19 protein-coding genes and 4 pseudogenes are annotated in these 24,048 nt (G+C 68.2%); 11 read left to right on the top strand and 12 right to left on the bottom strand.

Annotated features, from left to right (window positions below):
- Positions 1–630: pseudogene (locus ALLO2_RS27300) on the bottom strand (cyclase family protein); the annotation flags it as partial.
- A gap of 260 nt (positions 631–890) precedes the next feature.
- Between ALLO2_RS27300 and ALLO2_RS14320 the strand changes: the two are divergent.
- The 3 genes from ALLO2_RS14320 to ALLO2_RS14310 all read left to right on the top strand — a co-directional run bounded on the left by ALLO2_RS14320 (position 891) and on the right by ALLO2_RS14310 (position 3,405).
- Positions 891–1,313 (top strand): SAM-dependent methyltransferase, encoded by a 423-nt coding sequence (locus tag ALLO2_RS14320; protein ID WP_023840979.1) that lies wholly within the window; start codon positions 891–893, stop codon positions 1,311–1,313.
- The gene (locus tag ALLO2_RS14315) at positions 1,256–1,840 is read left to right on the top strand and encodes a hypothetical protein (RefSeq protein ID WP_023840978.1); all 585 of its coding nucleotides are present in this window, start codon (positions 1,256–1,258) and stop codon (positions 1,838–1,840) included. The genes ALLO2_RS14320 and ALLO2_RS14315 overlap by 58 nt, the downstream gene beginning before the upstream one ends.
- A 62-nt stretch (positions 1,841–1,902) precedes the next feature.
- On the top strand, positions 1,903–3,405 hold the full coding sequence (locus ALLO2_RS14310) for a recombinase family protein (RefSeq protein WP_084588442.1): 1,503 nt from the start codon (positions 1,903–1,905) through the stop codon (positions 3,403–3,405).
- Between the two features lie 875 nt (positions 3,406–4,280).
- Here the strand turns inward: ALLO2_RS14310 and ALLO2_RS14305 are convergent.
- On the bottom strand, positions 4,281–5,072 hold the full coding sequence (locus tag ALLO2_RS14305) for a hypothetical protein (RefSeq protein ID WP_023840976.1): 792 nt from the start codon (positions 5,070–5,072) through the stop codon (positions 4,281–4,283).
- An 866-nt stretch (positions 5,073–5,938) separates the two neighbouring features.
- On the opposite strand from ALLO2_RS14305, the pseudogene ALLO2_RS24590 reads away from it, so the two are divergent.
- A pseudogene (locus tag ALLO2_RS24590) lies at positions 5,939–6,171 on the top strand (ATP-binding protein); the annotation flags it as partial.
- 31 nt (positions 6,172–6,202) lie between these two features.
- Here the strand turns inward: ALLO2_RS24590 and ALLO2_RS14300 are convergent.
- From ALLO2_RS14300 to ALLO2_RS14275, 4 genes are all read right to left on the bottom strand, one after another.
- Positions 6,203–6,919: a cation transporter gene (locus ALLO2_RS14300; protein WP_011437109.1), complete on the bottom strand. Its 717-nt coding sequence runs from the start codon at positions 6,917–6,919 to the stop codon at positions 6,203–6,205.
- Between the two features lies 1 nt (position 6,920).
- The gene (locus tag ALLO2_RS14295) at positions 6,921–7,256 is read right to left on the bottom strand and encodes a helix-turn-helix transcriptional regulator (RefSeq protein WP_011437108.1); all 336 of its coding nucleotides are present in this window, start codon (positions 7,254–7,256) and stop codon (positions 6,921–6,923) included.
- Between the two features lie 1,312 nt (positions 7,257–8,568).
- Entirely contained in the window at positions 8,569–9,606 is a 1,038-nt protein-coding gene (locus ALLO2_RS14280; RefSeq protein WP_011437106.1) for a replication-relaxation family protein, read from the bottom strand.
- Positions 9,607–10,677: 1,071 nt separating this feature from the next.
- Positions 10,678–11,172, bottom strand: coding sequence for a nucleoside deaminase (locus ALLO2_RS14275; protein ID WP_035732665.1), 495 nt, complete (start codon positions 11,170–11,172; stop codon positions 10,678–10,680).
- A gap of 154 nt (positions 11,173–11,326) precedes the next feature.
- Between ALLO2_RS14275 and ALLO2_RS14270 the strand changes: the two genes are divergently transcribed.
- The 3 genes from ALLO2_RS14270 to argS all read left to right on the top strand — a co-directional run bounded on the left by ALLO2_RS14270 (position 11,327) and on the right by argS (position 16,382).
- Positions 11,327–12,877, top strand: a complete 1,551-nt coding sequence (locus ALLO2_RS14270; protein WP_023840972.1) for a pyridoxal-dependent decarboxylase — start codon at positions 11,327–11,329, stop codon at positions 12,875–12,877.
- Positions 12,874–13,824 carry a class I SAM-dependent methyltransferase gene (locus tag ALLO2_RS14265; RefSeq protein WP_011437102.1) on the top strand — a complete coding sequence of 317 codons (951 nt, stop codon included), beginning with the start codon at positions 12,874–12,876 and terminating at the stop codon, positions 13,822–13,824. Before ALLO2_RS14270 ends, ALLO2_RS14265 begins: the two co-directional genes overlap by 4 nt.
- Positions 13,825–14,585: 761 nt before the next feature.
- Positions 14,586–16,382, top strand: coding sequence for an arginine--tRNA ligase (gene argS, locus ALLO2_RS14260; protein ID WP_011437100.1), 1,797 nt, complete (start codon positions 14,586–14,588; stop codon positions 16,380–16,382).
- A 114-nt stretch (positions 16,383–16,496) separates the two neighbouring features.
- Here argS and ALLO2_RS24585 read toward each other — a convergent pair whose 3' ends face one another.
- Positions 16,497–16,700 carry a DUF397 domain-containing protein gene (locus ALLO2_RS24585; RefSeq protein WP_011437099.1) on the bottom strand — a complete coding sequence of 68 codons (204 nt, stop codon included), beginning with the start codon at positions 16,698–16,700 and terminating at the stop codon, positions 16,497–16,499.
- Complete coding sequence (locus tag ALLO2_RS14255) at positions 16,697–17,545, bottom strand: helix-turn-helix transcriptional regulator (protein ID WP_035732663.1); 849 nt, start codon at positions 17,543–17,545, stop codon at positions 16,697–16,699. The genes ALLO2_RS24585 and ALLO2_RS14255 overlap by 4 nt, the downstream gene beginning before the upstream one ends.
- 487 nt (positions 17,546–18,032) lie before the next feature.
- Between ALLO2_RS14255 and ALLO2_RS14245 the strand changes: the two genes are divergently transcribed.
- The 3 genes from ALLO2_RS14245 to ALLO2_RS24575 all read left to right on the top strand — a co-directional run bounded on the left by ALLO2_RS14245 (position 18,033) and on the right by ALLO2_RS24575 (position 21,048).
- Positions 18,033–18,656, top strand: a complete 624-nt coding sequence (locus tag ALLO2_RS14245) for an ATP-binding protein (protein WP_011437096.1) — start codon at positions 18,033–18,035, stop codon at positions 18,654–18,656.
- 17 nt (positions 18,657–18,673) lie between these two features.
- Complete coding sequence (locus ALLO2_RS14240) at positions 18,674–19,201, top strand: hypothetical protein (RefSeq protein ID WP_035732661.1); 528 nt, start codon at positions 18,674–18,676, stop codon at positions 19,199–19,201.
- Positions 19,202–19,512: 311 nt separating this feature from the next.
- Entirely contained in the window at positions 19,513–21,048 is a 1,536-nt protein-coding gene (locus tag ALLO2_RS24575) for a hypothetical protein (RefSeq protein WP_023840970.1), read from the top strand.
- Between the two features lie 405 nt (positions 21,049–21,453).
- Here the strand turns inward: ALLO2_RS24575 and ALLO2_RS25680 are convergent, their stop codons facing one another.
- Both ALLO2_RS25680 and ALLO2_RS14230 read right to left on the bottom strand, forming a co-directional pair.
- The gene (locus ALLO2_RS25680; RefSeq protein ID WP_157493398.1) at positions 21,454–21,621 is read right to left on the bottom strand and encodes a hypothetical protein; all 168 of its coding nucleotides are present in this window, start codon (positions 21,619–21,621) and stop codon (positions 21,454–21,456) included.
- A 170-nt stretch (positions 21,622–21,791) separates the two neighbouring features.
- Positions 21,792–22,247, bottom strand: a pseudogene (locus ALLO2_RS14230) (transposase); the annotation flags it as partial.
- 259 nt (positions 22,248–22,506) lie between these two features.
- Here ALLO2_RS14230 and ALLO2_RS24570 point away from each other — a divergent pair.
- Positions 22,507–22,932, top strand: a complete 426-nt coding sequence (locus tag ALLO2_RS24570; protein ID WP_084588439.1) for a protein-tyrosine phosphatase family protein — start codon at positions 22,507–22,509, stop codon at positions 22,930–22,932.
- 99 nt (positions 22,933–23,031) lie between these two features.
- Here the strand turns inward: ALLO2_RS24570 and ALLO2_RS14225 are convergent, their stop codons facing one another.
- Together ALLO2_RS14225 and ALLO2_RS26455 are read right to left on the bottom strand one after the other, a co-directional pair.
- Positions 23,032–23,703 carry a hypothetical protein gene (locus tag ALLO2_RS14225; protein ID WP_051875268.1) on the bottom strand — a complete coding sequence of 224 codons (672 nt, stop codon included), beginning with the start codon at positions 23,701–23,703 and terminating at the stop codon, positions 23,032–23,034.
- 92 nt (positions 23,704–23,795) lie between these two features.
- Positions 23,796–24,048 (bottom strand): annotated as a pseudogene (locus ALLO2_RS26455) (IS110 family transposase); the annotation flags it as partial.

The following is a 24,048-nucleotide window of genomic DNA, read 5'->3' as shown; positions in this document are numbered from 1 at the left end:
GGGGCCGACGCTTGCGACTGCCCGGACCGGGGCACCGTCGGCTCCGGCGAGCGGAATCGGGAACAGGACGATGTGGATGGGCCGTCCGTTCGCCCGGGCGGTGAGAAGTCGATCGAGACTGGTCAGGTTCTCTACGATGACGGCACCGGCCCCACCCAGAATCCGGTGGGCCGCGAGACTGACATCCTGGCCCGGTCCGGGTGTTCGATCAACGCTGAGCGCATCGATACCGACCGTCCGGACACCCGCGTTGACGAGGGCCCGCGCGGTGTCCGGCGCGAGATAGGGATGTCGTAGGTACCCGTCGTGGCCCCNGTGGACGGACCATCCTGTGACGATGAGGACGACGACATCGTGAGGAAACGGGCGGGTAAAGGGGCCTGATAGCACCTCCGGGCCGATCGCCGCCTGTGGACCGTAGCCCCGCGCGTCCAGCAGAACCGCGGGTCNGGTGAAACGTTGAAGCGGAACCTCGTCAAGCCTGGGCAGCGAGTCGTCGATGTGGAAGGGGGCGTCGACATGCGTGCCCGTCTGTGATCCCAGGTGCAGGCGCTGCACGTTGACGCCGGACTCGGCCGTGGTCAGTGCCGGTGACACGTCGACCTCGGGATCCCCCGGGTAGACGGGCATGCCGGTCACGATGGGTACCGACAGATCGATCAGCTCGGTGCTCACGAGACGATGATCTCCATCCGGTGTCCGCCCCCGGAGCCCGGGGCGGCCGAAGGCGGGCCGAGGGGGCCAGGCATGCCCAGGATCCCAGGAGGCAACACTCCCCGAGGACGTCACTCCCCGACCCCATCCGATGCCGCCATTACGGGGTCATGGGAGAGTCTGGGAGAAATAATCAGTGCGTCTGTGTATGGGCGCTGTCAGAGCTAGGGGGAGTCGTGGCCAAAGGTGACAACGCCGGGTGGACCCACGGCTCGGTGGTGCCGGACTGGGCGCCGCCGAACGTCGACCTGAAGAGCGACGTTCCGCACTCGGCGCGGGTCTACGACTACATACTCGGCGGCAAGGAAAACTTCCCGGCGGACCGGGCTGCGGCCGCGGAGTTCACCAGGAGTATGCCCAACCTACCCACGTCCATGCGGGCCAACCGGAACTTCATGGTCAGGATGGCCCGCGTCCTGGCGGCGGAGCACGGCATCCGGCAGTTCCTGGATATCGGTACCGGGCTGCCGACCGCGCCGAACCTACATGAGGTCGCGCCGGAATCGCGGATTCTCTATGTCGACAACGATCCGTCCATCCTATGGACGCACATGCGAGTAAGGCCCCGCGACTGTCGGACCCTCAGCGCCGCGCGCTGACCTTCGCCCACGCGAGTGTTCTGTACTACCGGGCCGACAGCTTCGGTCACGGCTACTACGGAGAGCGGGATAGCGGCCCTGTCCGTGTCGCTGGGAACACGTTCGAGGCGATCGAGCATCGCGGCTGGGTGGTCCGGGAGCCGGCGGGAGACCTGAGCCTGCACGGCGGCACCGTGACCATCTTGGCATACGTCCTGACCGACGCGGGCCGGACGGTGCTCGGTGCCGAGCCTGGCGAGGCCCCCGACCGGGCGACGGCCCCAGATGACGATGGGCCGGTCACGGTTGATGTTGCCGACGTCCGGGTCGGGATGGCTACGCCGCTGGGCTGGGTGGACTACATCTCCCGTCTGGATGAGGGCGGGGCCATCGTCTACTACAGGCCGTTTGATCGGTCTGCGCTCACGTGCCGGGCGTGGCCGCCCGGACAGCGGCTGACGCTCGTTCCCTGCCCCCACCTGCCCACCATCTTCGATCAGTCCCGCTGCGCGAAGTGCGGTCAGGAACTGGGGAGCGTGGCCGCGTGATACCCAATGTCACGCTCTGGTCGGACACTCAGGACGCCGCGTACGGTTCTGGAGTGGTTCGCATGTTGCGCACGATCGGGTATCGGCGGATCTCCGATGACCGCGAAGGGCTGGAAGCCGGGGTCACCCGCCAGGATGAGGACATCCGCGATCATGCCGCCCGGCGGGACGACATCGACCTGATCGACGTGCTGACCGACAACGATCTGTCGGCCACGAAGGACTACCGGCCGGAGTTCGAGCGCATCCTGGTCATGGCTGCCGCCGGTGAGATCGACGCGGTGATCTCGTGGACGTCGAACCGGTTCTTTCGATCGGCGAAGGACCGGGTTCGTGTCCTTGACCTGTTCGAGGCCAAGGGAATCCGGATCATCCCGGTGCGAGGTTCGGAGGCTGACCCGACCACGGCGGACGGCTATCTCATGGTCGATCTCATGGGAGCGATCGACCGGGCGGAGGCCAAGCGCACGGCGGAACGGGTATCCCGCGCGGCCAAGCAGCGGGCAGAGCAGGGCCGCCACCACGGCGGGCGTAGGGCGTTCGGCTACGGGCCGGNGGNGGCTACCGACCATCTGGGCAGGCCCGTGCGGGACTTCCACGCCGTCATTCCGGAAGAGACGGCAACGATTCGCCGGATCGCCGCTGACATCCTCGCGGGCGTGCCGTTGGGGAGCATCGCGCGCGCCCTCAACGCGGCCGGGGTCCCGACCGTGACGAAAGCCCACCGGGCGGCCTGCGTGAACAACGTCAAGGGCCGTCGGGCGTGGGTGGACTGCCCGTGCCCGTACCGGGCGTGGGATGCCACCACTCTCAAGGAGTTGATGGTCAATCCGCGTCTGATCGGGATGCGTGGCTATCAGACGAGGAGGTCCCGGCGCAGCACGGGCGCCATCGCGGTCATGGGTGAGGCGCAGTGGCCGGCGATCCTGGATGTCGAGACGTGGGAGCAGGTCCGGGCGATCCTGACCGACGCGGCGCGGCGGACCAACACCGACGCGGAGAAGGTCCGGCGGGTGCTGGCCGGGTTCGTCTACTGCGCGTCCTGNGGGCACAAGCTGACCGGGAACGGCGCGACCGGCACGCGGCTGTACTGCCAGCGCCGCGACGGCCGCTGTGCGGCCAAGGTCCGGATCGGGGAGAGCTTCCTGGTCGGCCTGGTGGGCCTGGCCGTGCGGGAGCGCCTTGACGCGCTGGTTCTCCAGCCTGCCGCGACGGCGGACCCGGTGGCCGCTGAGCTGGCGACGTTGGAGGCCCGCAAGAGCGCGCTGGCGGACCGGTGGGCNTCCGGGAAGATGGANGANGACGCCTACGACGANGCNCACAAGGCCATCGNCCGNCAGATCCGNGNGGCNNAGNCCCGGATGNACACCAGCGCGCGACGGCGCGCCACGCTGCCCGTGGACGGCGCCGCGGGCTGGGACGCGCTGGGCGAGGACATCGCGGCGAAGCGGGTGATCCTCACGCAACTGATCGACGGTGTGATCGTCGGGGGCAACGGCACCGTGGAGGGTGATGATGTTCAGCGGGTGCGGATCGTGTGGCGTGACCTGAACGATCCCCGGTAGCCCACACCACCGGCGAAGCCCCCGCAGACGACGCCGGGGGTTCGGCGTATCTGCCCGCTATGGCCACCAAGAGCCATGTTGGCGTGTGGAACCGCCTTCCCCGGCGTCTCTTTTGCGCGGGCCGAGCGTGGCAGGGGAAGAGTCATCCACGAGAGTGCCACCGTCACGGGGGCGCCGTTGCCCGCGCCGTGACGGTGGCACGCGGTGAACGGCCAGCGGCCTGGGCGGCGCGCCGGCACCGTGCCGGTAGCGCGGCCCCTCTGGACAGGATGCGACGTCACAGCGGACACGTGCAATCAGCGCCTCCGGTGTGTCCAGTGGTATCAGGGGGCTGACCTGCGACGCTGTGACCAACGCGGCCAGTGCCAGCGATCATTGGTCCACATGGGCCAGTCCATCGTGACTACACGCGCGGGGGCATCCGACCTGCACAGCGATCTTCGTCGGCCGCCATGCCCTACGGGTCAGGAACCCGGACCCAAGCACCAGCGGGACCGGCGCGGCCGGAGCTGAAGCGCGCCGCCAGGCGGACCGGCGCGGGGTCGGAGGCTGAGCGGCATGACCGGTCAGGATCGGCGGGAACCGAGGAACCGACACCACCGGCAGGACCGGCGCCACCTGCGCGTCCGGTACGGCCGGAGCTGGACGCGCGGCCAGACTGGCCGGTGGGACCAGCGGAGTCAGCGGCACCGGCACGGCCGGCGGGACAGACGAACCGAGATCGGCTCCGGCGGGACCGGCGGAGCCAGTGCGGGACCGGTGGTAGCGGTGGACGGGCCGGACCGTCGTTACGGCGGGCGGGGGTGGTGGCGTTCTGCGGATATGGGTGGAGCCTCCGAGCGGTGTGCTCGGAGGCTCCGGGGGTTGGGGTGGTGTCAGTCGGTGGTGGTGCGTCGGTGCCGGTCGTGGTGGGTGAGAGCGTCGCGGATGCTGTCGCAGCGGGCGGTGAGTTCGCGTGCTTCCGCGAGTGCGGCGTCACGGACTTTGATCACGGAGCGGCGTGATCCGTACTTTCCGCCGTAGATCTGCTGGGCGACGATGGCGAACACGCCGGTACGTCCCAGATCCTCGGCGGCGCCGGCAACGGCGATGACCCGCCGCAGGATCGGGAAGTCCCGTCCGTCTCCCCATGCTGCCGCGAACACCACGTGGCTGACTCCGGACAGGTAGGTCACGGCGGCCAGATGCTCCGCTTGCGTCTCCAGCTCTTCGGGGCTGGTGTCACGGCGCGTGGGACGGTAGCCGTTGCGCTGCGCGGCGTCCGTGACCGCCCAGCTGCGGATCGTGGCACGGTCGACAAGGAACATGTCCGCGTCGTGGGGCTGGTACTGCCACCGGTCGGCTTCGCGGGTGGTGACGTCGATGGAGGCAACGACACAGCCCCGGATGATCATCCCGAGCCTGCGTGCGTAGATCAGGACCGCGTCGTGGGCGATGTCGTCGGACACGTCATCGGTGCCGTAAGCGGCGTGGCCGTCGCGGGTGATGGTGGCGCTGCGGTCGGCCCGCTTGCGGGACCGTGAGCCGTCGACCTTCCAGCAGTACCGGTGCGCGTGGGTGACGATCGCCGCCCAGTCGGCTTCGGTGACGCGCGCCATGTCCTCGCGGGTGGCGGCTTCAGCGGGAACGGTCGACGGAATCTCGCGGGAAAAGAACGCATGCGACATGAAAGTCTCCACACGGAAAGAGGGGGGATTTGGCGTCGCGCGCCGCGCGCAACTGCCGATATCTAATAATCCCTCTCCCGGGCGGTGAAATCAATACCTCCGGCCGCTTTTTCTGGGGATTTCTTGGATCGCGTTTTCGCAGGTCAGAGACCTTTCTGTGGATTGTTGCCGGAAAAATCGAAACGAGACGACGACCCCAAGAGATAGAAAGACGGGGCAGCGAAAGGCGAAAGCAGAGGAATGCAACCCGGGGAAATGCAATGAAATACGACCAGGAAATGGAATAGTGGGGAGAAGAGTCTGTTCGCAGGTCCCCGCAGACCGCGGCACAGCACGCACGCCAGCAGCGGCCATCCGACTATCATCCAGGCTCCTGGGGAGCCAAGTCGGGCGGTGCTTGGGTCGTGCAGTATAGGCGCTGACCTGCGCCGCTGTGCTTCTGGGGGGTAGCGGCTCAAATAGGTGACCANTGTGGCTACCGGTGTCGCCAGCGGATGGGAAGGGGGTTTGCCGTTGGGGGGATTGGTGGAGGATGATCTCCGGCGCCGGCATGGGCACGGCGCGAGACGTAACGGTAGATCTCTTTGAGCACGACGTCTGACCAGCACGAACGCCTCGCTGGCTAGATCGCTGGCAACTCGCTGTCCGTACGCCGCCGCGCGGCTGGGCTGCCTGGAGGCGCTCGCGGACTGCTTACCCGCCCGAAGCGCGCCGATATGACTGCTCGTTCTTATTTAGCCGATTCCTACAACCGCGTGCCTGAAGGCCGCTGGGCATCACAGCCGGCCGGCCGGTCCAGCGGTGGGGAGGTCGATGCGTCGCCGGTCATTCTTTCACGCCCGCCAGGCGTTTCCGCTCTTTTCCCGCTCGACCGGCGTGGCTCCGAACTCCTCTTCCAGGTCTGACTGAACGCGAGGAGAAAGCCAGCGTCGCGATCGCCTTCGACGAAAGCTTCGGAGGCTGGACCAAGACGTTCACCGACCCCCGCCTCTGCGCCGCCATCGTCGACCGCCTCACCTTCTGCGGCACCATCCTCGAAACCGGCACCGACTCCTACCGCCTCGCGCAGACCCGCGCCCGCACCGCCGACACTCACTGAACGACCCGGCCCCTGAGTGCCAGGAGCAGCGTCAGCCGCAACAGACGCAGCCCGGTGCGCATCCGCACCTGGCCGGCTGCCCACCGGCCCCGGGGACGGATGACGGCGGCGGGGTGGGACAGCAGACGTCGCCGCGCCACGCGTCACGGCCTTCCTTCACCGCGATCACCGCGATCACCAAAGCTGCGAGAGGGTCCGCCCAGGACCAGCCGAGGGTGGCGTTGAGGAGGAGACCCGCGAGCAGGACCGCGGACAGATAGGTACACAGCAGGGTCTGCTTCGAGTCCGCCACCGCGGAGGCGGAACCGAGTTCCCGGCCAGTCCGGCGCTGCGCGGCGGACAGGAACGGCATCACCGCCAGCGACACCGCGGCCAGGACGATCCCCGGCACCGAACCGTCCGCGTCCTGCCTGCCGGTCAGGGACCGCACCACGTTGACCGTGACATAGACCGCGAGCGCCACGAACGACACCGCGATGATCCGCAGCGCGCGGCGTTCCCGCGCCTCCCGCACAGCGTGATCGGAGGCGGAGAACTGCCAGACCACCGCCGCCGCGGAGGAAACCTCGATGACCGAGTCCAAACCGAAACCGATCAGCGCGGTGGACGACGCCGCCGCGCCGAGCGTCAACGCGACGACGGCCTCGACGACGTTATAGGCGATCGTGACCCCGACCAGAAGCCGGATCCGCCGGGCGAGCAGGTCACGCCGGCCCGGCGACGGACCCCACGGCAGCGAGACGGCCATCTCAGCAGCAGCCCTTCTCCGCCGCGTCCGGGCAGCCAGTGTCCTGCCTCAGGGCGATGACCGCCGCCCGCAACTCGTCGATCGCACGACCGAGACGGGCATCCGCGAGCTCATAGCGGGTCCGCCGACCGACCGGAACCGCGACCACCAGACCGCAGCCGCGCAAACAGGCCAGATGGTTCGACAGCCGGCTCCGGGAGATCCCCATCGCCTCCGCCAGATCAGCCGGATGCGCCGGGCTGTCTCGCAGAGCCAGCAGCAGCCGGGCCCTGATCGGATCAGCCAACGCCCGGCCGACCCGCGCCAGTACCTCAATGTCCGAAGCGATCGTCGCCACGACCCGAGAGTACAGCTCAACCTGAACTCAGAACATCATGAACTGAGAGCGGCCCACGCAGCTTCGCGAACGTCCAGCGAGTCACCGGACCACTCGTGCCCGAACTCGCCGACACCCTCCGACGCCCGCATCGGTCGCGGTCGGCACTCACCGACAAAAGGTGCCCAGAGTCGATGACATAGCCACTCGGGAGTGAGGCCGTGTCCACGCGCATGCCTTGCTGCCCGCAGCTACTGCCGCTGACCCGGTCACGGGAACGGCGGCGTGGACGCATGTCCTGGGACGTGGTCCCCAGCGGGCGGGCGGACCTGCGTTCGTCCCGGTCGGTTCTGCTGCTCATGGTCGCTGTCACATCCCGCGCCGGGTCCGGACCGGTCGTCGGCNGCCGCCGGTCCGGGTCCCGACCCGGACCGGACCGAACCCGCCGCAAGGCCCGGACTCGGACCTTGCCCGGGGCGAGCGGCGGTGCTGGTACGGCGGGCCATGGTGGGGGTCAGGGGTGGCGGGTAGGTGTGAGGCGAGGTCGGGGATGCCCGCGGTGAGCAGGCGGTGCAGCGCGGCGCCCGGGGTGCGCTGGAGAGGCCGGACGGGGCTGGTGAAGTACTCGGGATCGTCGAAGACGGGTTCACCGCCTGGGCGGCGGGTGAACGGGACGCGGCCGTAGTCGATGCCGTCGGTGTCGTCGCAGCTCATCCAGGTGATCGCTTCCTGCTCGTCCGGTTGCACGGGTGCGGTGAACAGGGGCCTGGCCTCGATGAGGTCGCCGTCCTCGTACCAGACCTGGGGGACGGCGAAGACCCACCGGTGGGTGGCGTTGCTCTGGGCGTGCGCGGCGGCGCGGATCTCGAACGCGAGCGCCGTCGCCCAACTGATCAGATAGGGCCGGTCGGTGAGGACCAGATTCTGGGTGCCGTGCAAGCCCAGGATCGCGGGGTAGTCGCCGCCGCGGACGGCGTGTTGCACACGGCTGGTGATGTCCTCGACCAGCGTCCAGGTGTCGGTGTTCACGGCCCAGGTCCTCTCGTCCGTCGGATGTGGCGAGGTCTGCGTCGGCCTCACACTCGAAATACGGGTGGGGTACGGCCCGACCGTCCGCGCGACGCGAACCTGCCTGGCNCCCCGGCCGCAGGCCGGGGGCGGGTCGGACCCGCCCCTTCATCCCCCATGCGGGGCGGGTGAGACCCCGACCGTCCAGGCCGCAGACCGCGAGGTCGGGCTGCGGCCCGGACCCGATGGCCCCGGAAACGGCAACGGTCCCGCCGCGCGCCCGGTCACGGGGGGACGCGCGACGGGACCGTCGTGACAGCAGGAATCAGGCGGCGGTGTGCTGCCCGTGCAGGCCGGTCGGGGGCATGGGCTGGGGTGGGCGCAGCCGTCCCGGCTTGTCCGGGACATCGGCGTCCTCAGTCTTGGGGGCGGGGGCGGAACGGTCGGGCCAGAGCTGGTCGAGCTGGTGCAGCGCGAAACGGCCGGGACCGGCCGGGGCCGGGGTCAGGGGAAGCCAGCGGACGAGGGTGGGGTCCAGGTGGTCGTCCGGTGCGGTGAGGTCGGCCGCGGTCGTCGCGACAGGCACCAGCGCGGGCCGGTCAAGGTCACCCAGGGCGCGGGTCAGAGCCTGGCGGGCCGCGGTCTCACGGCGGCTGGTGGGAAACCAGAACAGGACCGGGGTCGTGATCCGTGTTGCGGTCGCGAGCTGCTGGTAGTCGAGGAGCTTCGCCGCGAGGCGGCGCATCGCTTCGGTGCCGTAGTCGAGTTCGAGGAACCATTCGACCTCGGCGCCGCGTTCGGTCCAGCGGCCGTAGGCGTCGGGACGGACGATGTCGCCGAAGTGCTCGGCGCAGCGTTCCTGCGACCACCAGGCGGTCAGTGTGCCGGCGGTGTCGGGTTGGCGGGCGTGGTACACGAGGCTGGTGAACACCTCGTTGACCGCGACCCGGTGGGCCAGGTGCAGGGAATGGGCGATGCCTTTCGCCCGGTCGTGCTGGTAGCCGGTCTTCTTCGGGTCCACGCCATCCTCGTAGGCGAGCACGGCCGCGCCGGCGACGTCGAGGACGTAGTGCATGGGCGCCAGGCCACTCACGGCCAGTGGCTGGAAACGGTCCAGGACGCGCCAGCGGTACAGCTCCAGCAGCCGAATGTTCGCCGCGCGGCGCGACGTCCAGCCGAGCTGGGCGATCTGGTGGGTGGTCAGGACCCGATGCTCATGGATCATGCGGGTGATCCACCGGTCCCGGGCAGTGAGGTGGCGGGCCAACCCGAGCAGGTGGTCGTATCCGGTGGCGGTGCGGGTGGCAGGTCGGGCGTAGGTACGGCGGCCGAGATGGCGTTGCTGCGGAGGATTCGTGATCACGCGGAGGCGTCTCCCAAGAGCAGGACGGGCTTGCAGACGGGCGGAGCGGACGACGGGAGCACGGCGGTACAGGCGGGGCTACCAGGAGGCGCAGGCGCCACTACGGGCCCGTCGGTGCCGGAGGTGCGCGCGCAGGCCCGTCCCCACCACGCCAGACCGCCCGACCGGGCGCGAGGGATGCCGCGACCGACGCGACGACTACCGGCCTCCGACCGCAACAGGCACGTCCGCGCCAGGCGGCTACGCCGGCCGGGACATCGGGACCCGCGGCGCCCCGCTCAGGCCGCCGCGCGAGGGCACACGTCCTCGTCGGCGGGCGAGGCCGGCAACCGCCCGGCTGACCAGGCGCTGACCGAGACCGCAATCCCGGTAGACCCGTACGACAGGAAACGCCCGATTGGACGGGCCACCCGCGGCGGCGGTGAGCCGGCGTCCCGTGAACGCTCAGCAGCAGGCGTGGCGGACACGGGACGGCACCGCGGGTACAACTGCACCAACAAGACCTCATACCGGCAGCAATCGACACGATCCCAGAAAGCTACCCCGATCGTGACCGAGACCAAACCACCAACAGGCCACCCTCCGATACCCCGCACACGACCTCGGGAGAACCCCACCCACGACGCCAATCCAGAACACCTCGGGTGGGCGTCAGACACGCTTGACCTGTACCAACGCCCAAAATCCGCGCCGCCCACCCGCATTCCCCCTGGCAGACGAGCGGGGGGTCCGACGACACACAGAACCGCAAGTCGACATTCACGGCATTCAAGACAAATAGCCCGAAGAGTTTGTGCCTGAGATCACGCTGCTTTGTGGGCGTAGTGAACGGCGGGTTCCGGGNGGGGAGCCGGCTGATCACGATCGCGGCCGAGGTCAAGCCCCGCTGGCCTACCAAGGGCTGACCTGCGACGCTGTGCCACTGGGCGGCATGCCAGCGATCAATGACCCCAACCGACTGGTCCATTGTGACTACACGCGCTGGCACGCAAATTGCACAGCGATCTTGCGCGACGACCAAGGGGTGTCTGATCGGCGCGCCGGGACGGCGAGAGTTGTCGGCTCAGTCGATCAGCCTCGGGCGAGGTTGCTCGGCGAGTCGAGGTAGGAGTCGAGCAAGGCGTCGCACTCGTCCTTGAGCACGTCGGGGATGACTTCAACGAAGTGGTTGAGACGACGGTCGCGCACGACGTCCCAGAGGGAGCAGACCGCGCCGTTGTATTTGTCCCAGGTGCCGATGATGAGGCGTGGTATGCGGGCGAGGACGATCGCGCCGGCAGACATGGTGCCTGGTTCGAGGGTGGTTACGAGGGTGCAGTCGGTGAGGCGCCAGGTTCCGAGCGCCTGGGCTGCCTGGCGGAGCGCGAGGATCTCGGCGTAGGCGGTGGGATCCGCGGTGCGTTCGCGGTCGTGATGTGCTGCCGCGATCTCGGTCCCGTCCGGTCCGTAGATGACTGCCCCGACCGGCGGGTCGTCGGCTCCGGGGNCAGGGAGGGNCGTGGCCAGCTTGAGAGCACGACGCATCCACGGTTCGTACTGGGCGGTGGGGATCGGCACGGCACCCATTGTGCCTGTCGGCGCAGTTCCGGCCTCGGAGGGGTGCGGGTGACGTGCGGGAAATGCCTGGAAGCTGTGGGAAGTCTCGATTAGTATGACGACCATCATCATCACTGATAGTGATGGTCTGTGTCTTCTAGGTGCTGGCTTGGTGAGGAGGACGGTGGAAGCTCCCTCGGCGATCTTCTCGGCGGGAAGTCCGGCTACGTCACCCAATGAGAGCAGAGCCCGCCGCGTGCTGGCAGACGCGCTGGAGCTGGGGTTTGACTTCAAGCTCCAGCCAGAGATCTACCGCGCCCGGCTGCCTCCCACCCAGATCCGCGACCTGCTGTTGTCGGAGCTTCCGGACTACACCAGCAGCATTGAGGAGGTCCTGGCTGAGTTCACGGACACCGTGCTGCCTCTGTGCAAGAACGAGGCGAGTCCACGCTTCCTGGGCTTCGGGGATACAGGCGACGACGTTGCCGCGCTCGCGGGCGGCGTGCTCGCGCTGTTCACCCAGCAGAACCTGATCAACCAGAGCTTCGACTCGCCGAGCGCCACCTTCATCGAGATCACCGTCTTGCGGTGGCTGCGCGAGTTGCTCGGCTTCACCAACCCTCCCGTGCAGGATGTGATGACGGTGTGGGATGTCGGTGGTGTCATCGCCCATGGCGGGACGATGAGCAACACGGTCGCGATGATGCTGGCCCGAGAGCACGCGGCGCCTGGCACGATGGAATGTGGTGTGACCGACCCCGGCAGATTCGCGATCGTCGTTCCCCGTGGTATCGGTCATTACAGTGTGAAGAGCGCGCTGGCGTGGATTGGCGCTGGTAGCCAGTTGATCGAGGTCGACACTGCGGGTTTCCGCTACGACCTGGCGAAATTGGAACGGGCTCTTGCGGAGAACCAGGGCCGAGTGATGGCTGTGGTGGCCTACGCCGGCGACAGTCGCACTCAGACGATCGAGAACCTCCAAGGCGTGCACGATGTCACCCGCGCGGCCGACGAACGGATCTGGCTGCACGCAGATGCCTGCTGGGGGCTGCTCTGCGCATTCAGCGATCACCTCCGTCACAAGATTGCTGGAATTTCCGGGTTTGACAGCGTGACGGTGGACCCGCACAAGGTCATGGCCGTGCCCCATGCGCTGTCCGCGTTGCTGGTGCGCACGCCAGCAAGCCTGCGAACGATCGCCAGCTACTCGGATCTGATCATGCAGGAGGATTTCGCGTTCGGGCAGGTGACGCCGTTTGTCGGTACCAAGGGTTGGCTGTCGTTGAAGTTGTGGATGCTGATGCGCACGCACGGCAGAACAGGGCTCGCGGCGATGGCTGAGAAGCGGGTTGCGAACGCGCAGCGGTTCGCCGCGCTGGTCGATGCCTGTCCGCGGACGATTCGACTGCATGAGCCGGACCTGCTCGCGGTCGCGTTCCTCTACCTACCGGTCAGCTATGCCAACGCTACCGATCATGTCTCCGCCATCGAGCTGGTCAACCATGCCAACCGATGGATCCACGAGCGGATGCTGGCCGAAGGTATCTGGCATCTGCATCAGTTCAGCATCCGCGACGACGCGGGGATCCTACGCAAGGGCGCCACCGTCTATCCGCTGCGATTCATGGCAGCCAACCCCCATATCGAGGCCGAGCATATGACCGGTGTCCTTGACCACGCCGTCGCGCTGGGACAGGCGTGGGAAGCCAGCGAGCACGCTGAGGACCGGGCATGAACGGCGCAGCAGGCGACAGCCGGAGCATTGACGTACCGGCCACGCCGGGATTCAAAGCCGTCTACCGCACCGAAGGAATCTACGAGGCGGTACTACCCGCGCATTACTACAGCGGTCGAGACGACGGGGACATGATCGCGCAGATCATCGAGGCGCGTTTCGGTGCGCCGCGCCAAGCGCTCGACGTGCTGGAACTCGGGTGCGGCACCGGACGGTTGACCGCCCGGCTCGCCCCGTACGCACGCAGGCTCGTGGCGATCGACTCCAGCGCCGCCATGCTCGACACCTTCCGTAGTCGTTTCCCGGAAGCGGAGGCTCACGAGGCCGACATCCCGCTCGCCGTGTCACGGCTGCTCGACGACGGCCGAGCCGGCGGGTTTGACCTGGTCGGGGCGTTCTGGTCGCTGAGCTACCCGCTGGGTGAGTTCTTCGAGGAGATGACAGGGGACGGGATCCAGCCGGTGGCTGATCAAGGAGCGGCGCGCCGGGAGGCGGGCAGCCTGGTGCGCGACATGCTGTCACTTGTCGCTGATGGCGGTCATCTCCTCGTTCTGTTCTTCGATTCGCAGACCCCGGAACAGCGGCTGGTGACCTGGGCATGGGAAAGGATCGCCCCGTTCCCCGATGGCGGACGCGAGTACACCCGCCTTCTGCTGTTGGAGGAACTGCGACTGGCTGAGGACCGCGCCATCGGCCATCTCACTCACATCCGCGCGGCCGGTGTCGCCCTCGCGGACAGCCGCGATGCGGCGATGGCATGGTTCAACCGGCTGCATTTCAAGGACATGCCAGCCCTTGTCCGTGATCCTGAAGTTCAGGCCGAGGTCACTGCCTTCGTGGACGCACACACCCGCCCGTCGGGTCAGGTCGTGCTGCCCAGCGGCATCCACCTGATTGACTTTCAGGTCACCGGTGATCCCCACCATCACCTTCCGTCACAGCGGTGACTGGCATCGCGCAGGCGCTGGCGGACGCGGGCCGACTGCGCGCAGAGTTCCTCGGCCCGCGCGGATACGCGATCGCCTACGGCTCCCACGCAGCCGGTTCCGCCGCGCACGACGCGGATCTCGACTTGCTGTTTGTCGGCCCGCCGCTGTCCGAGAGCGTGCGTGCCCGACTGGCAGACGCCGTGATCGCCCTCCACGCGACCCATCTGCTCCGGCTCGACACCGAGGTCGCCTATGAGGTGAAGCTGCATGCCACGGCGACGGAGGTCGATATCGCCGTGGCCCTCGGCGGCTTCATCCTGGACGCCGCCGGCAGACTGAACATCGCCCCGGTCGTTGTGGAGCCATGGTTCCTGAACTCGCAGGTGTTCAAGCTCCGCCTGATCCTCAACGCGATGACAACGCAGCACATCTTCCTCGGCGGTCAGATCGGCCCCTACCAGCGGCACTGTGCCCAAGCCGAACGTGCCATCACCCTGGCCGCCCTCTGCCTGCTCGACTCACCCGCCCCGTTCACCATCGCCAACCTGATCGACGCGCTGCTGACATCGCCCTGCGGCATAACAGGTGAGGACTTCCTCGGCTACGTCGACAACCCGGCGCTGTACTCCACGGTGCATCGTGGCCTGGTCCGTCTGACCTCCGCCCGTGTCGTGACCAGCCTCGACGGCAGGCGCTTCAGAGCGCACCCTGACCGCCGTCAGGCCCTGCTGGCTCGCCTGTGGCGTCCCGCCGCGGGAGAACAGCCCGCGCCTGGGAGGATGGACACGCGAACCAGGGAGGACTTCAGCGTGACCGCGCAGACCGTACGCTCGCTCATCAACCAGGTCGAGATCGCCGTATCCGCCGCGATCGACCGTGTGCTGCCCGAGGCGGCCGGCGCCGACCCGGTGGTGCGTCCCTCGGAACACGCGGACTTCCAGTCCAACGCCGCGTTGGCCCTGGCGAAGCGAGCCCGCACCAAGCCTGCCGACCTGGCCACCGCGGTTGCGGACGCGCTTCGTGCCGACGGCTCGACGGCCGTCGCGGACGTGACCGTTTCCGGCCCCGGCTTCCTCAACCTGGCCCTCGCCGATGCCACGGTCTGGACACAGGTCGCGGCGCGGCTAGCCGACCCACGGCTCGGTATCGACCTGCCGGAACAGAGCCGCCGCACCGTGATCGACTATTCCGGGCCGAACATCGCCAAGGAGATGCACGTCGGCCACCTGCGCACGACGATCATCGGTGACGCGCTCGCCCGGGTGCTCGGCTTCCTCGGCGCCGAGGTCATCCGACAGAACCATCTCGGTGACTGGGGCACCCAGTTCGGCATGCTCATCCAATACCTTGACGAGCATCCAGACGCCACCTGGCACAGCGACGACCTCGCGCCTGGAACGTCGACGGTCTCCGCGCTTGACAGCCTGTACCGGGCCGCGCGCAAGGAGTTCGACGCCGACCCCGGGTTCGCTGACCGTGCACGGGCCCGTGTCGTCGCGTTGCAGGCTGGCGATGAGGACACCGTCGCCCGGTGGCGGGAGATCGTGGCCGAGTCCGAGGTCGCCTTCCGGCAGATCTACGACCGGCTTGGCGTCCTCCTCGAACCATCGGACTCCGCGGGCGAGTCCTTCTACAACGACCGCCTACTCGACATCGTTGACGAGCTGACCGCGGCCGGGATCGCGCAGGACAGCGAAGGCGCGCTGGTCGTCCTCTCCCAGGAAGTCACCGGCCCCGACGGCGACCCGGCCACATTGATGGTCCGCAAGACCGACGGCGGCTACGGCTATGACACCACCGACCTGGCCACCATCCGCTACCGCATCCGCGACCTGCACGCCGACCGGCTCCTCTACGTTGTCGACGCCCGCCAAGCCCTCCATTTCCGGCTGGTGTTCGAGACCGCGCGCCGCGCCGGCTGGCTCACCGATGCAGTCGACGTCGCGCACGTCGCGTTCGGTACGGTCCTCGGCCCCGACGGCCGACCCTTCAAGACCAGGGCCGGCGACACCGTCAAACTCATGGATCTTCTCGACGCCGCGACCGGCAAGGCGCGAGCCACCGTCGCCGAGAAAGATCACGCCCTCACCGACGACGACCTCGACCACATCGCCGAGGCCGCCGGTATCGGCGCGGTCAAATACGCGGACCTGTCGACCAGCCGCACCAAGGACTACGTCTTCGACGTCGACCGGATGGTCTCCTTCGACGGCAACACCGGCGTCTACCTCCAATACGCCCACACCCGTATCCAGTCGATTCTCCGCAAGGCCGGCGACATGACGGCCACCGTCGACGTGGCCCTGGCTCTGCACCCAGCGGAACGCGCTCTCGCACTCCAACTCGATGCCTTCGGCGGCGCCCTCACCGAAGTCGCCCGCCTGCTCGAACCCCACCGGCTGTGCAACTACCTCTACGAACTCGCCCGCGCCTTCACCGACTTCTACGAAGCCTGCCCCGTCTTGCAAGCCGACCCCTCAACCCGTGCCAACCGTCTCGCTCTGTGCCACCTCACGGCCCGGACCTTGAGGCAAGGACTCGATTTGCTGGGGATCGCGGCACCGGAACGGATGTAGTCGTTATTCACGAGCGACATCGCGCGATCCTTGATCGTTACGCGAACGATACAGGCCCACCTGAGATCGGGTGGGCCTGTATCGTCTCGCTGGTTGCATCACCATGTCGCGCCACTAATGGTTGAATTCGCCGTCTCGTACGCCGGCTAGAAACGCCGCCCATTCGTCGGGGGTGAAGACGAGAACCGGGCCCGTGGGGTCTTTGCTGTCNCGGACGGCAACGACTTCATCAACCTGTGCTACCTCTACGCAGGTGGTCTGCGTCGCGCTGTAACTCGATTTGCGCCATTCAGCGTTGGTCAGATCCGTCGTGCTCACCTCCCTTGGTACTCGTCTGCGACGGATGCCAGCAGGTCCGCTGATGCGGTGGGGTCAAGAGCCTGTTGTGCCAGCGTATCCCGGGCCTGCATGAACGGGGCGACGTCGCCGGGTTCGTCGACGAACAGGCTGGAGCGTAGGTGTTCGAGGTGGACGATGGCGTGCGCCTTGAGGAACTCCAGTAGCACGAACGACCCGGCGGTGCCGAGATGCGCCCCGAGTGCGCTGAGGAGAACCTGCACGGTGATCGTGGGCCGGGATGCCGCGGTGAGGATGTGCTGTAGCTGCGCGGCCATCACGGCGGGGNCGCCGACCGGGCGGCGTAGAACGGACTCGTCAATGATCACATGCAGCTCGGGCGGGTCTGCGCGACTCAGGAGCGCTTGCCGGCCGAGTCGGGTAACCACCCGCGCTTCGATCTCGTGGGCGGGGACGTCTCCGCCGACCATGACGGCGCGGGCGTACTCCGTGGTCTGGAGCAGGCCGGGCACAAGCAGCATGCCCACCTCGGTGATCCTCTCGGCCTGCGACTCGAAGCCGATGAGCGCCGTGAGCTGGTTGGGCAGTCCCGGCAGGCCGGTCTCCCACCAGCCGGGCCTGTCGACTTCCCGCGCCAGCGCGAGGAGGCGATCTCGCTCCGGACCGGTGACCTGGTAGACGACCAGCAGCGCCGCGACGTCTTCGACCGTGATGCCGCGTAGGCCGTTCTCCAGCCGGCTAAGTGTGCTGGGAGACCACCCCAAGCCTTCGGCTACAGCGCGGCTGGTCTTCCCGAGGCCGAGACGCAGGTCGCGAAGTTCAGCGCCGAGCCCACGGGCACGCGCCGACGGTGGACGCCGAGGCATCAGCAGGCCCCTCCACTCCGGATCACAGGTGATCGTCCAGGTCGGACGCTACACGCACCACGGCAACCAAAGTTTCCCTGAGACTCTTGCATGCTGTTGCAGCAACGTGGATCGTTGCATCAAGCCATGCTAGACCGGGAGGTGCCATGGACGGACACCGCTTCGTGGTGTGGGACGCGGACGGGCAGCCGCTCGGGGCGTTCGCTGACTTCGATACCGCCCACGAGTGGGCGCACGGGCGGATGCGGCAGGCGCTTACCCGTCTTCCCCTGACCGTTGACGATCGTGTCGCGAAGGTCAGCCGCCGTCTGTCACACGCGCGCTGTGAGCTGGTGGCATGGGCTGAGTTCGCCGTCCTGCCGGGCTGCGACCTGCCGTCACTCCACAGGCCATCGACGGCGACAGCGGACAGTACACCCGCACATGAGCATCACGATCACCGGCATCCACACCCGTCGCGCGCCGTCCGCAGCCCGAGGGGCTCGGCATGACAGCGGCCGACCAGCCGGCGGTGATCCGGGTGGCGGTGGCGCATTTCCCTCCGACAGCCGCCGCTGTGCCCGAGGTGCGCGCGAGGACCACTGCCACGCTGCTGGGCTGGTCAGTGGACACCGACACTGTGGGCACCGTCGAACTCGTTGTGGGGGAGATCACGTCCAACGCGGTGAAGGTGAGCCGTCCGCAGGACGTGCTGGCCGTGCGGCTCACGGCCACGCGCGGGCAGGTCGTGGTGGAGGTGTGGGACAGCAGCAACGTCGGCCCCGAGATGAAGAGTCCGGACGTGTTCAGCGAGGACGGGCGTGGCCTGGTTCTGGTGGATGCGCTGTGCAGCTCATGGTCCTGGTACCGGGTCAAATCGGGTGGAAAGGTCGTATGGGGGGAGGTTCCGGGCGGGTTGCGGCCGGAGACAGCAGGTGCTGGCGTGGCGCTGCCGGCGCGGGCGCCGTTGGCGGTGCCGGAGCCTGCGGCCCCGGTCGTCTACCGCACCGATCCGCAGACGTTGCGGCGGGTCGCGGACGCGCTGCGTGGACTGGACCCGTGGCACTGGCCCCCGCCCAGCCAGCGCGCGCCCGAGGCCGTGACCGGCGTGGCCCGCCGCCCGGCGACGTGACCCGAGAGGGGACGATCATGCGCGCGATCAGCGTACGAGCGGAGCGTGACGCTCTGCGGGTCGCCCTGGTGGATGCGGGCAGGACACACGGGGAGATCGCCGAGGAGTTCATGGCGCGGTACGGGTACCGGCCCCGTGCGGCGTTCCGGTACGCGCACGGGTGGAGTTTGACGCAGGCCGCGGGGCACATCAACGCCCACGCCGCCGATCTCAATCTCGATCCGCTGGGCCGGGCTGCGANGACCTCTCCCCACCTCAGTGAGGTGGAGAACTGGCCGTACCCGTCCGCGCGGCGCAGGCCCACGCCGCACGCTCTGGTGCTGCTGGCCTCGGTGTACGGGACCGACGTCCACAGCCTTGTGGACGTCCACGACCGCGCACGGATGCGCCCGGCGGACCGGCTGGTGATCGACGCCATCGCGTGCGCGCACCAACCGGCCCGCTGCCCCCACTGCCGCCGGGAACCCACGGCGGTCGTGCCCCGGGTGCCGAGGGCACGACCGGACGCGCTGGCGTGGTCCGGGAGCCTCACTGTGCCGGCATAGCCCCTGCCCCGGGTAGCCGTACCGGTCCTCTCCGTTTTGAGCGGCTACCCCCGGCAGGGTGCCGCTGGCGCAGGTGTCAAGGCTTCGCGAAAACTCGATCTTTCCTGATCTTGTGATCGAAGCGAACCCTGGCGCTGTCAGGTCGCGAGGAGAACGGCTGCTGTGCCAGTCCGACGACGAGAAGGTGTCGCTGCCGAGCGCGCTTCGGCGGAGCGGTGGGCTGGTGATTGTCCCCGCTACGGTGGAAGAGATCCATAGCGGTGCGGTTCGACTTTCCAGCGCGGTCACCGCGAGGGATGGAGGTGGGGCGGGTGGCGCGGGTGAGTCTGCGGGTGGAGCAGAACGAGTTGCGTGCGCGGATGCGGGCGGCCGGGATGACGCACGAGGAAGCCGCGGTCGAGTTCGCCCGCCGCTACCGGCTCCGCCCTCGGGCGGCGTTCCGGCATGCGTTCGGATGGACGTTGCAGGAAGCCGCCAACCAGATCAACACTCATGCCACCCGTACCGGCTTCGATCCAGATGGCATACCGGTGATGACCGCTCCGCGGTTGAGCGAGGTGGAGAACTGGCCGCGCCCCGACCGGCGACGGCTAACTCCGCAGGTGCTCGCGCTACTCGCCGTTGTGTACGGCACCGATGTTCATCGCCTCCTCGATCTTGAGGATCGGGAGCGGCTGAGCCCGCAGGACCGGCTCCTCCTCCATCGCATGCAGCGGAACACGGTGGATTCCGCGCCTCGGGGGCGCAGGAGCACGCAGTCTGCCGGGACTGTGGGGGCGGTTCGGACCCGGCCGATGGCCTACGACCTTTTCCGCCACGAGCAGGGCAACCGCGGCGCGCCACAGCCCATGGCCTCCGCCGGAGAGACCGGGTTTCTCGACGGTGACGAGCAGGAGCGGCTACGCCGTGCGGTGTCGCGGCCGAGCCGTGTGGATGGTCGGGTGGTGGCGTCGTTGGCGGCGATCCTGGCCGAGCAGCGGGCGACCGAGGACCTGATCGGTTCGGCCCGGCTACTGGTCCCGGTCATGGCGCAGTTGGGTGAGGTGGAGCGGCTGATCGGCGAGGCGTCGGGGCAGGTGCGGGGGCCGCTGGTGGAGATCGGGGCGCAGTGGGCGGAGTTCGCCGGCTGGCTGCACATCTCCACCGGCCGGTGGGCGGCGGCCCGTGGCTGGCTGGACCGGGCCGCGGAGTGGGCGTTCGAGGTGGACGCGACCACCCTGCACGCGACCACAATCAGCTTCAAGGGTCATCTGGCGTTCCACCTCGGCCAGCTCGACGCCGCGGTGGGCCTGTCGCGGGCGGCGTCGCGGGACGAGCGGGTGTGGGTGGGCCAGCGGGCCTACGACGCCCACCAGGAAGCCCGCGCCCACGCGCTCGCGGGCCGCCGCCGGCCGGCGGTCGAGGCGCTGGCTCGGGGCGCCGATCTCGCTGCCGCCGCAGCGGCGGACGGCGAGGCGGCCCCGGCGTGGATCTACTACTACACGCCGGAGTTCTACGCGTTGGAACGCGGCTGGGTCTGCCGCTACCTCGGCCGCGACGACCCGGCCTCCAACGAGGAGGCGATCGCCTGCCTCACCCGCGGACTCGCCGGCCTCGGCGACGCCCGCACCTCCGGCTGGGCGGCGGAGTTCCTCTGCCACCTAGCCGCCGCCTACCTCCAGGCCGACAGCCCCGACCTCGCCGGCACAGCCGGTATCGAGGCGGCGACGATCATCGCCGCGACGGGGTCCGTCCGGCTTCTGCCACGGCTGCGGCGGTTGCACGCCGACCTGGCCGCACGCTGGCCGACAAGCCCCACCACAGCTGATCTGGGTGAGGCCCTTCGGCTCGGCCGGGACGACGGGTAGGCGCCGCCGGTCGACGGTGAAACGGGGGCCCAGAAGGCTGCCTCCCTCGGTTTCTGTGGTGTCGCCGGGCGGGCGCGGTGCCAGCATTCCCCCATTTCCCAGCGGTGAATGGTCCCGTTATGCCACATCCCGCACCCGTATGGACTAGACACGATGTGGTCATAACGGGTCATTTTGCGCTGGGTTGCCGTTCCCACTTCCGAGTTGGAACGGCCCGCTGGCGTTCCGGCGAGGTACGCATGGAGGGAAACGGTCCGCAGCACAGGGGGGACGGACCGCCGCCGGACGTTGCGAGGTGGATGCAGTGGCTCCTCGTTCGGAACTCCCCACGGGCCGCAGGCCGGCGCGGTGGGCCACGGCCGGTGTATTGCTGGCCGTCACTGTGATGGGTGCGTGCAGTTCGGATCACACCTCCGAACCGGGGCCAGCCGCGACCTCGGCCCCCTCCGTGCCGCGCGCCACCGCATCGCCCTCGGTGTCGCCGTCGCCGATCTCGCCCGCCGAGATCGCCGGGCAGCGGGCCGTGGCCGCGTACGTCGGGTTGTGGCAGGCGATGGCCGAGGCCAGCCACACCTCGAACTGGCAGTCACCCGAGCTGGTCCGCTACGCCTCCGGGTCGGCGTTGCAGGTCGCCTCCGGCATCCTGTACGCCGATCANTACAACGGGCTGGTAGCACGGGGGGCACCTGTGCTGCATCCGGAGGTCACCTCGGTCAACCCGCCGGAGGCGCCGAAGACGGTGATGGTGTTCGACTGCTCTGAAGGACCCGTCGGATCGTGGAGGCACTCACCCGGTGACCGAGTTTGAGCAGCTCGCCCTGGATCCGCTGGTAGCCCCACGTCGTGTTCTCGGTCGCGAGCCGCTCGANGAAGGTCACGATCTCCGTGCCGACCGGTGGCCGACCCATCCGCTGTGGATGGGTCCATGTCCGTACGATCAGACGGCGGTGCCACCGCAGGACGGTGCCGGGCGTGACCAGCCGGTGCGCTCGCAGCGCTCTGGGCAGGAGTCGGATCAGTGCGGCGAGCACCGCCCGGTCCGCCCAGTCCCACCGGGGCTTGGGCTGGGTACGGCGCAGCACCGCGACCTCATGCCGCAGCACCAGCAGCTCGATATCCTTTGACGCCGACGAACGACCGAGGATAACCAACCAGCCACACACCCGCACGAAGATCAGATAGAGCAGGCGTACGAACATGACTGACCATTATGCCGGCTGCCGCACCGTCGCATCACCCCAGCTCACGGGTCCAAGCCGACTTCTGGCACCCCGCAGGGTCCGGGCCCGCGGACACTTCCCGAACGAGACCGCCGCGCTGAAGTGCATCCACGTGGCGGTCGTGAGCCTCGACCCGACCGGGAGAAATGCTNTTCATCANCCGGTGTGTCGCGGCCGAGCCGCTGCCCGCCACTTCCCGGTCCGCTGTCGCGACGGACGTGGTGTTAGCATCAGAACAATGACGACATGGGAACCTGGGGCGCCGGGAGTGTTGGCACTCCCGTCGGGCCGGCTTATCCGCGGCAGGGGGCTGCGACAGCCGCTTCCGGACGGAAGTGAACCATCGTTCGGACTGTACCTCGTGGGACGTCAACCACCTGCGGTCCCCTGGGAGANTCGGTGGATACGATGGCCCGACTTCCGGCTGCCATCCGATCGAGAGGCCGCGGCACGCAGCATTCACGAAGCCTGGACGCGTGCGGACTCGGAACGCGTCGAAATTGCGTGTTCCGGAGGAAAAGGGCGGACTGGAACGGCACTCGCCTGTATCGCCGTGCTCGACGGAATCGCCCCGGGCGAGGCAGTTGACTATATACGGACGAACTATGCTCGCCATGCGGTGGAGACGCCTTGGCAGCATCGCTACGTTCGCCGCTTCCAGTAGGCCGCAGGGCTCGGCGGCCGTAGCCGGCGAGGCCCGGTGGCGCGTATCAGCGCACNGCCGGGCTCCGCCGGTGCGAGGCGCGCCGGGATTCTCCCGCCCTTAGAAATGTCGCCACGGGCTCATCTTGGCCGCGATGAGATGGCGCCGCAACGTCACGATGTACCCAATGTCCACCAGAAATGTCACTAGATAAAGAACATTGATGAGCCTCGTCAGCGGGTAGGTGTCATGTGTGACGCTGTCAATGACGAAGGAGCCGAAGCTGTCCGGCCACGGCTCGGCCTTGTTAGTCGTGACCGTGAAGGCCGTCGCCAGCCACGCGAAGAAGGTTCCGAAGAACTTCGACACCGCGATGTACATCGACTGGCCTCGCGGGCTCTCGCGCTCCAGGAGCATCGCCACAAACAGTATCGACATCATAAAGTTGACGCCGAAGCCGGTGTACTCGCCGTCCGGATCGTGGAACTCCGAGAAGCCCAGGTAGACGACCGGGAACGCAATCGCTACCCCACCGAGAAGCATCATGTTGAAGCCACGACGGGAGAGCTTGTCCTCGAACTCCCGCGGCCCGAACCGCCAGACCTGCCAAAGGATAACGAGATCGATCACAAACCAGACGATGCTCAGGAGGTGAATCTCATCGGCAAACGGATCGATGAAAAAGGAGNAGGCAGCCTCCCAGGAGAGGTTCGCGGCGAGCGCGGCGACCGGCATGCCGAATGTCTTCTGAGGAGTGAATTGCTGGACCGCGGAGGGGCTGGTTCCGGGCATGCGGGAAGGCGCTGGGAGCCGGGCTTCCAACGCTGGTCTTATCGGTATTCGGTGCGCGTGCTGCGGGTGTTCCTTTCTGTCTGGGGTAGCGGCTATGCCGCTGGTGTGATGGTGACGGTGTAGCCGAGTTTCTCCAGTTCGCCGACGAGGTTCTTCCGGCGGCGTTCAGGGTCCCGGCGTCGGCGGGCATGCCAGTCTCCGCCGAGGTCCTGGTAGACGGTCTTGTTCGCGATGATGTGCCAGTAGGCGATGAGAATGTCGTGGCGGGTCGCGCCGATCGCTTTCAGGACACCGCGGCGGCCACGGACCTGGGCGTGGTGGGACGCCAGGTAGGTGTCCTTGCTC

The organism is Frankia sp. Allo2 (genome assembly GCF_000733325.1).
Taxonomy (GTDB): domain Bacteria; phylum Actinomycetota; class Actinomycetes; order Frankiales; family Frankiaceae; genus Frankia; species Frankia casuarinae.
This window is presented reverse-complemented; position numbering and strand designations above follow the sequence as displayed.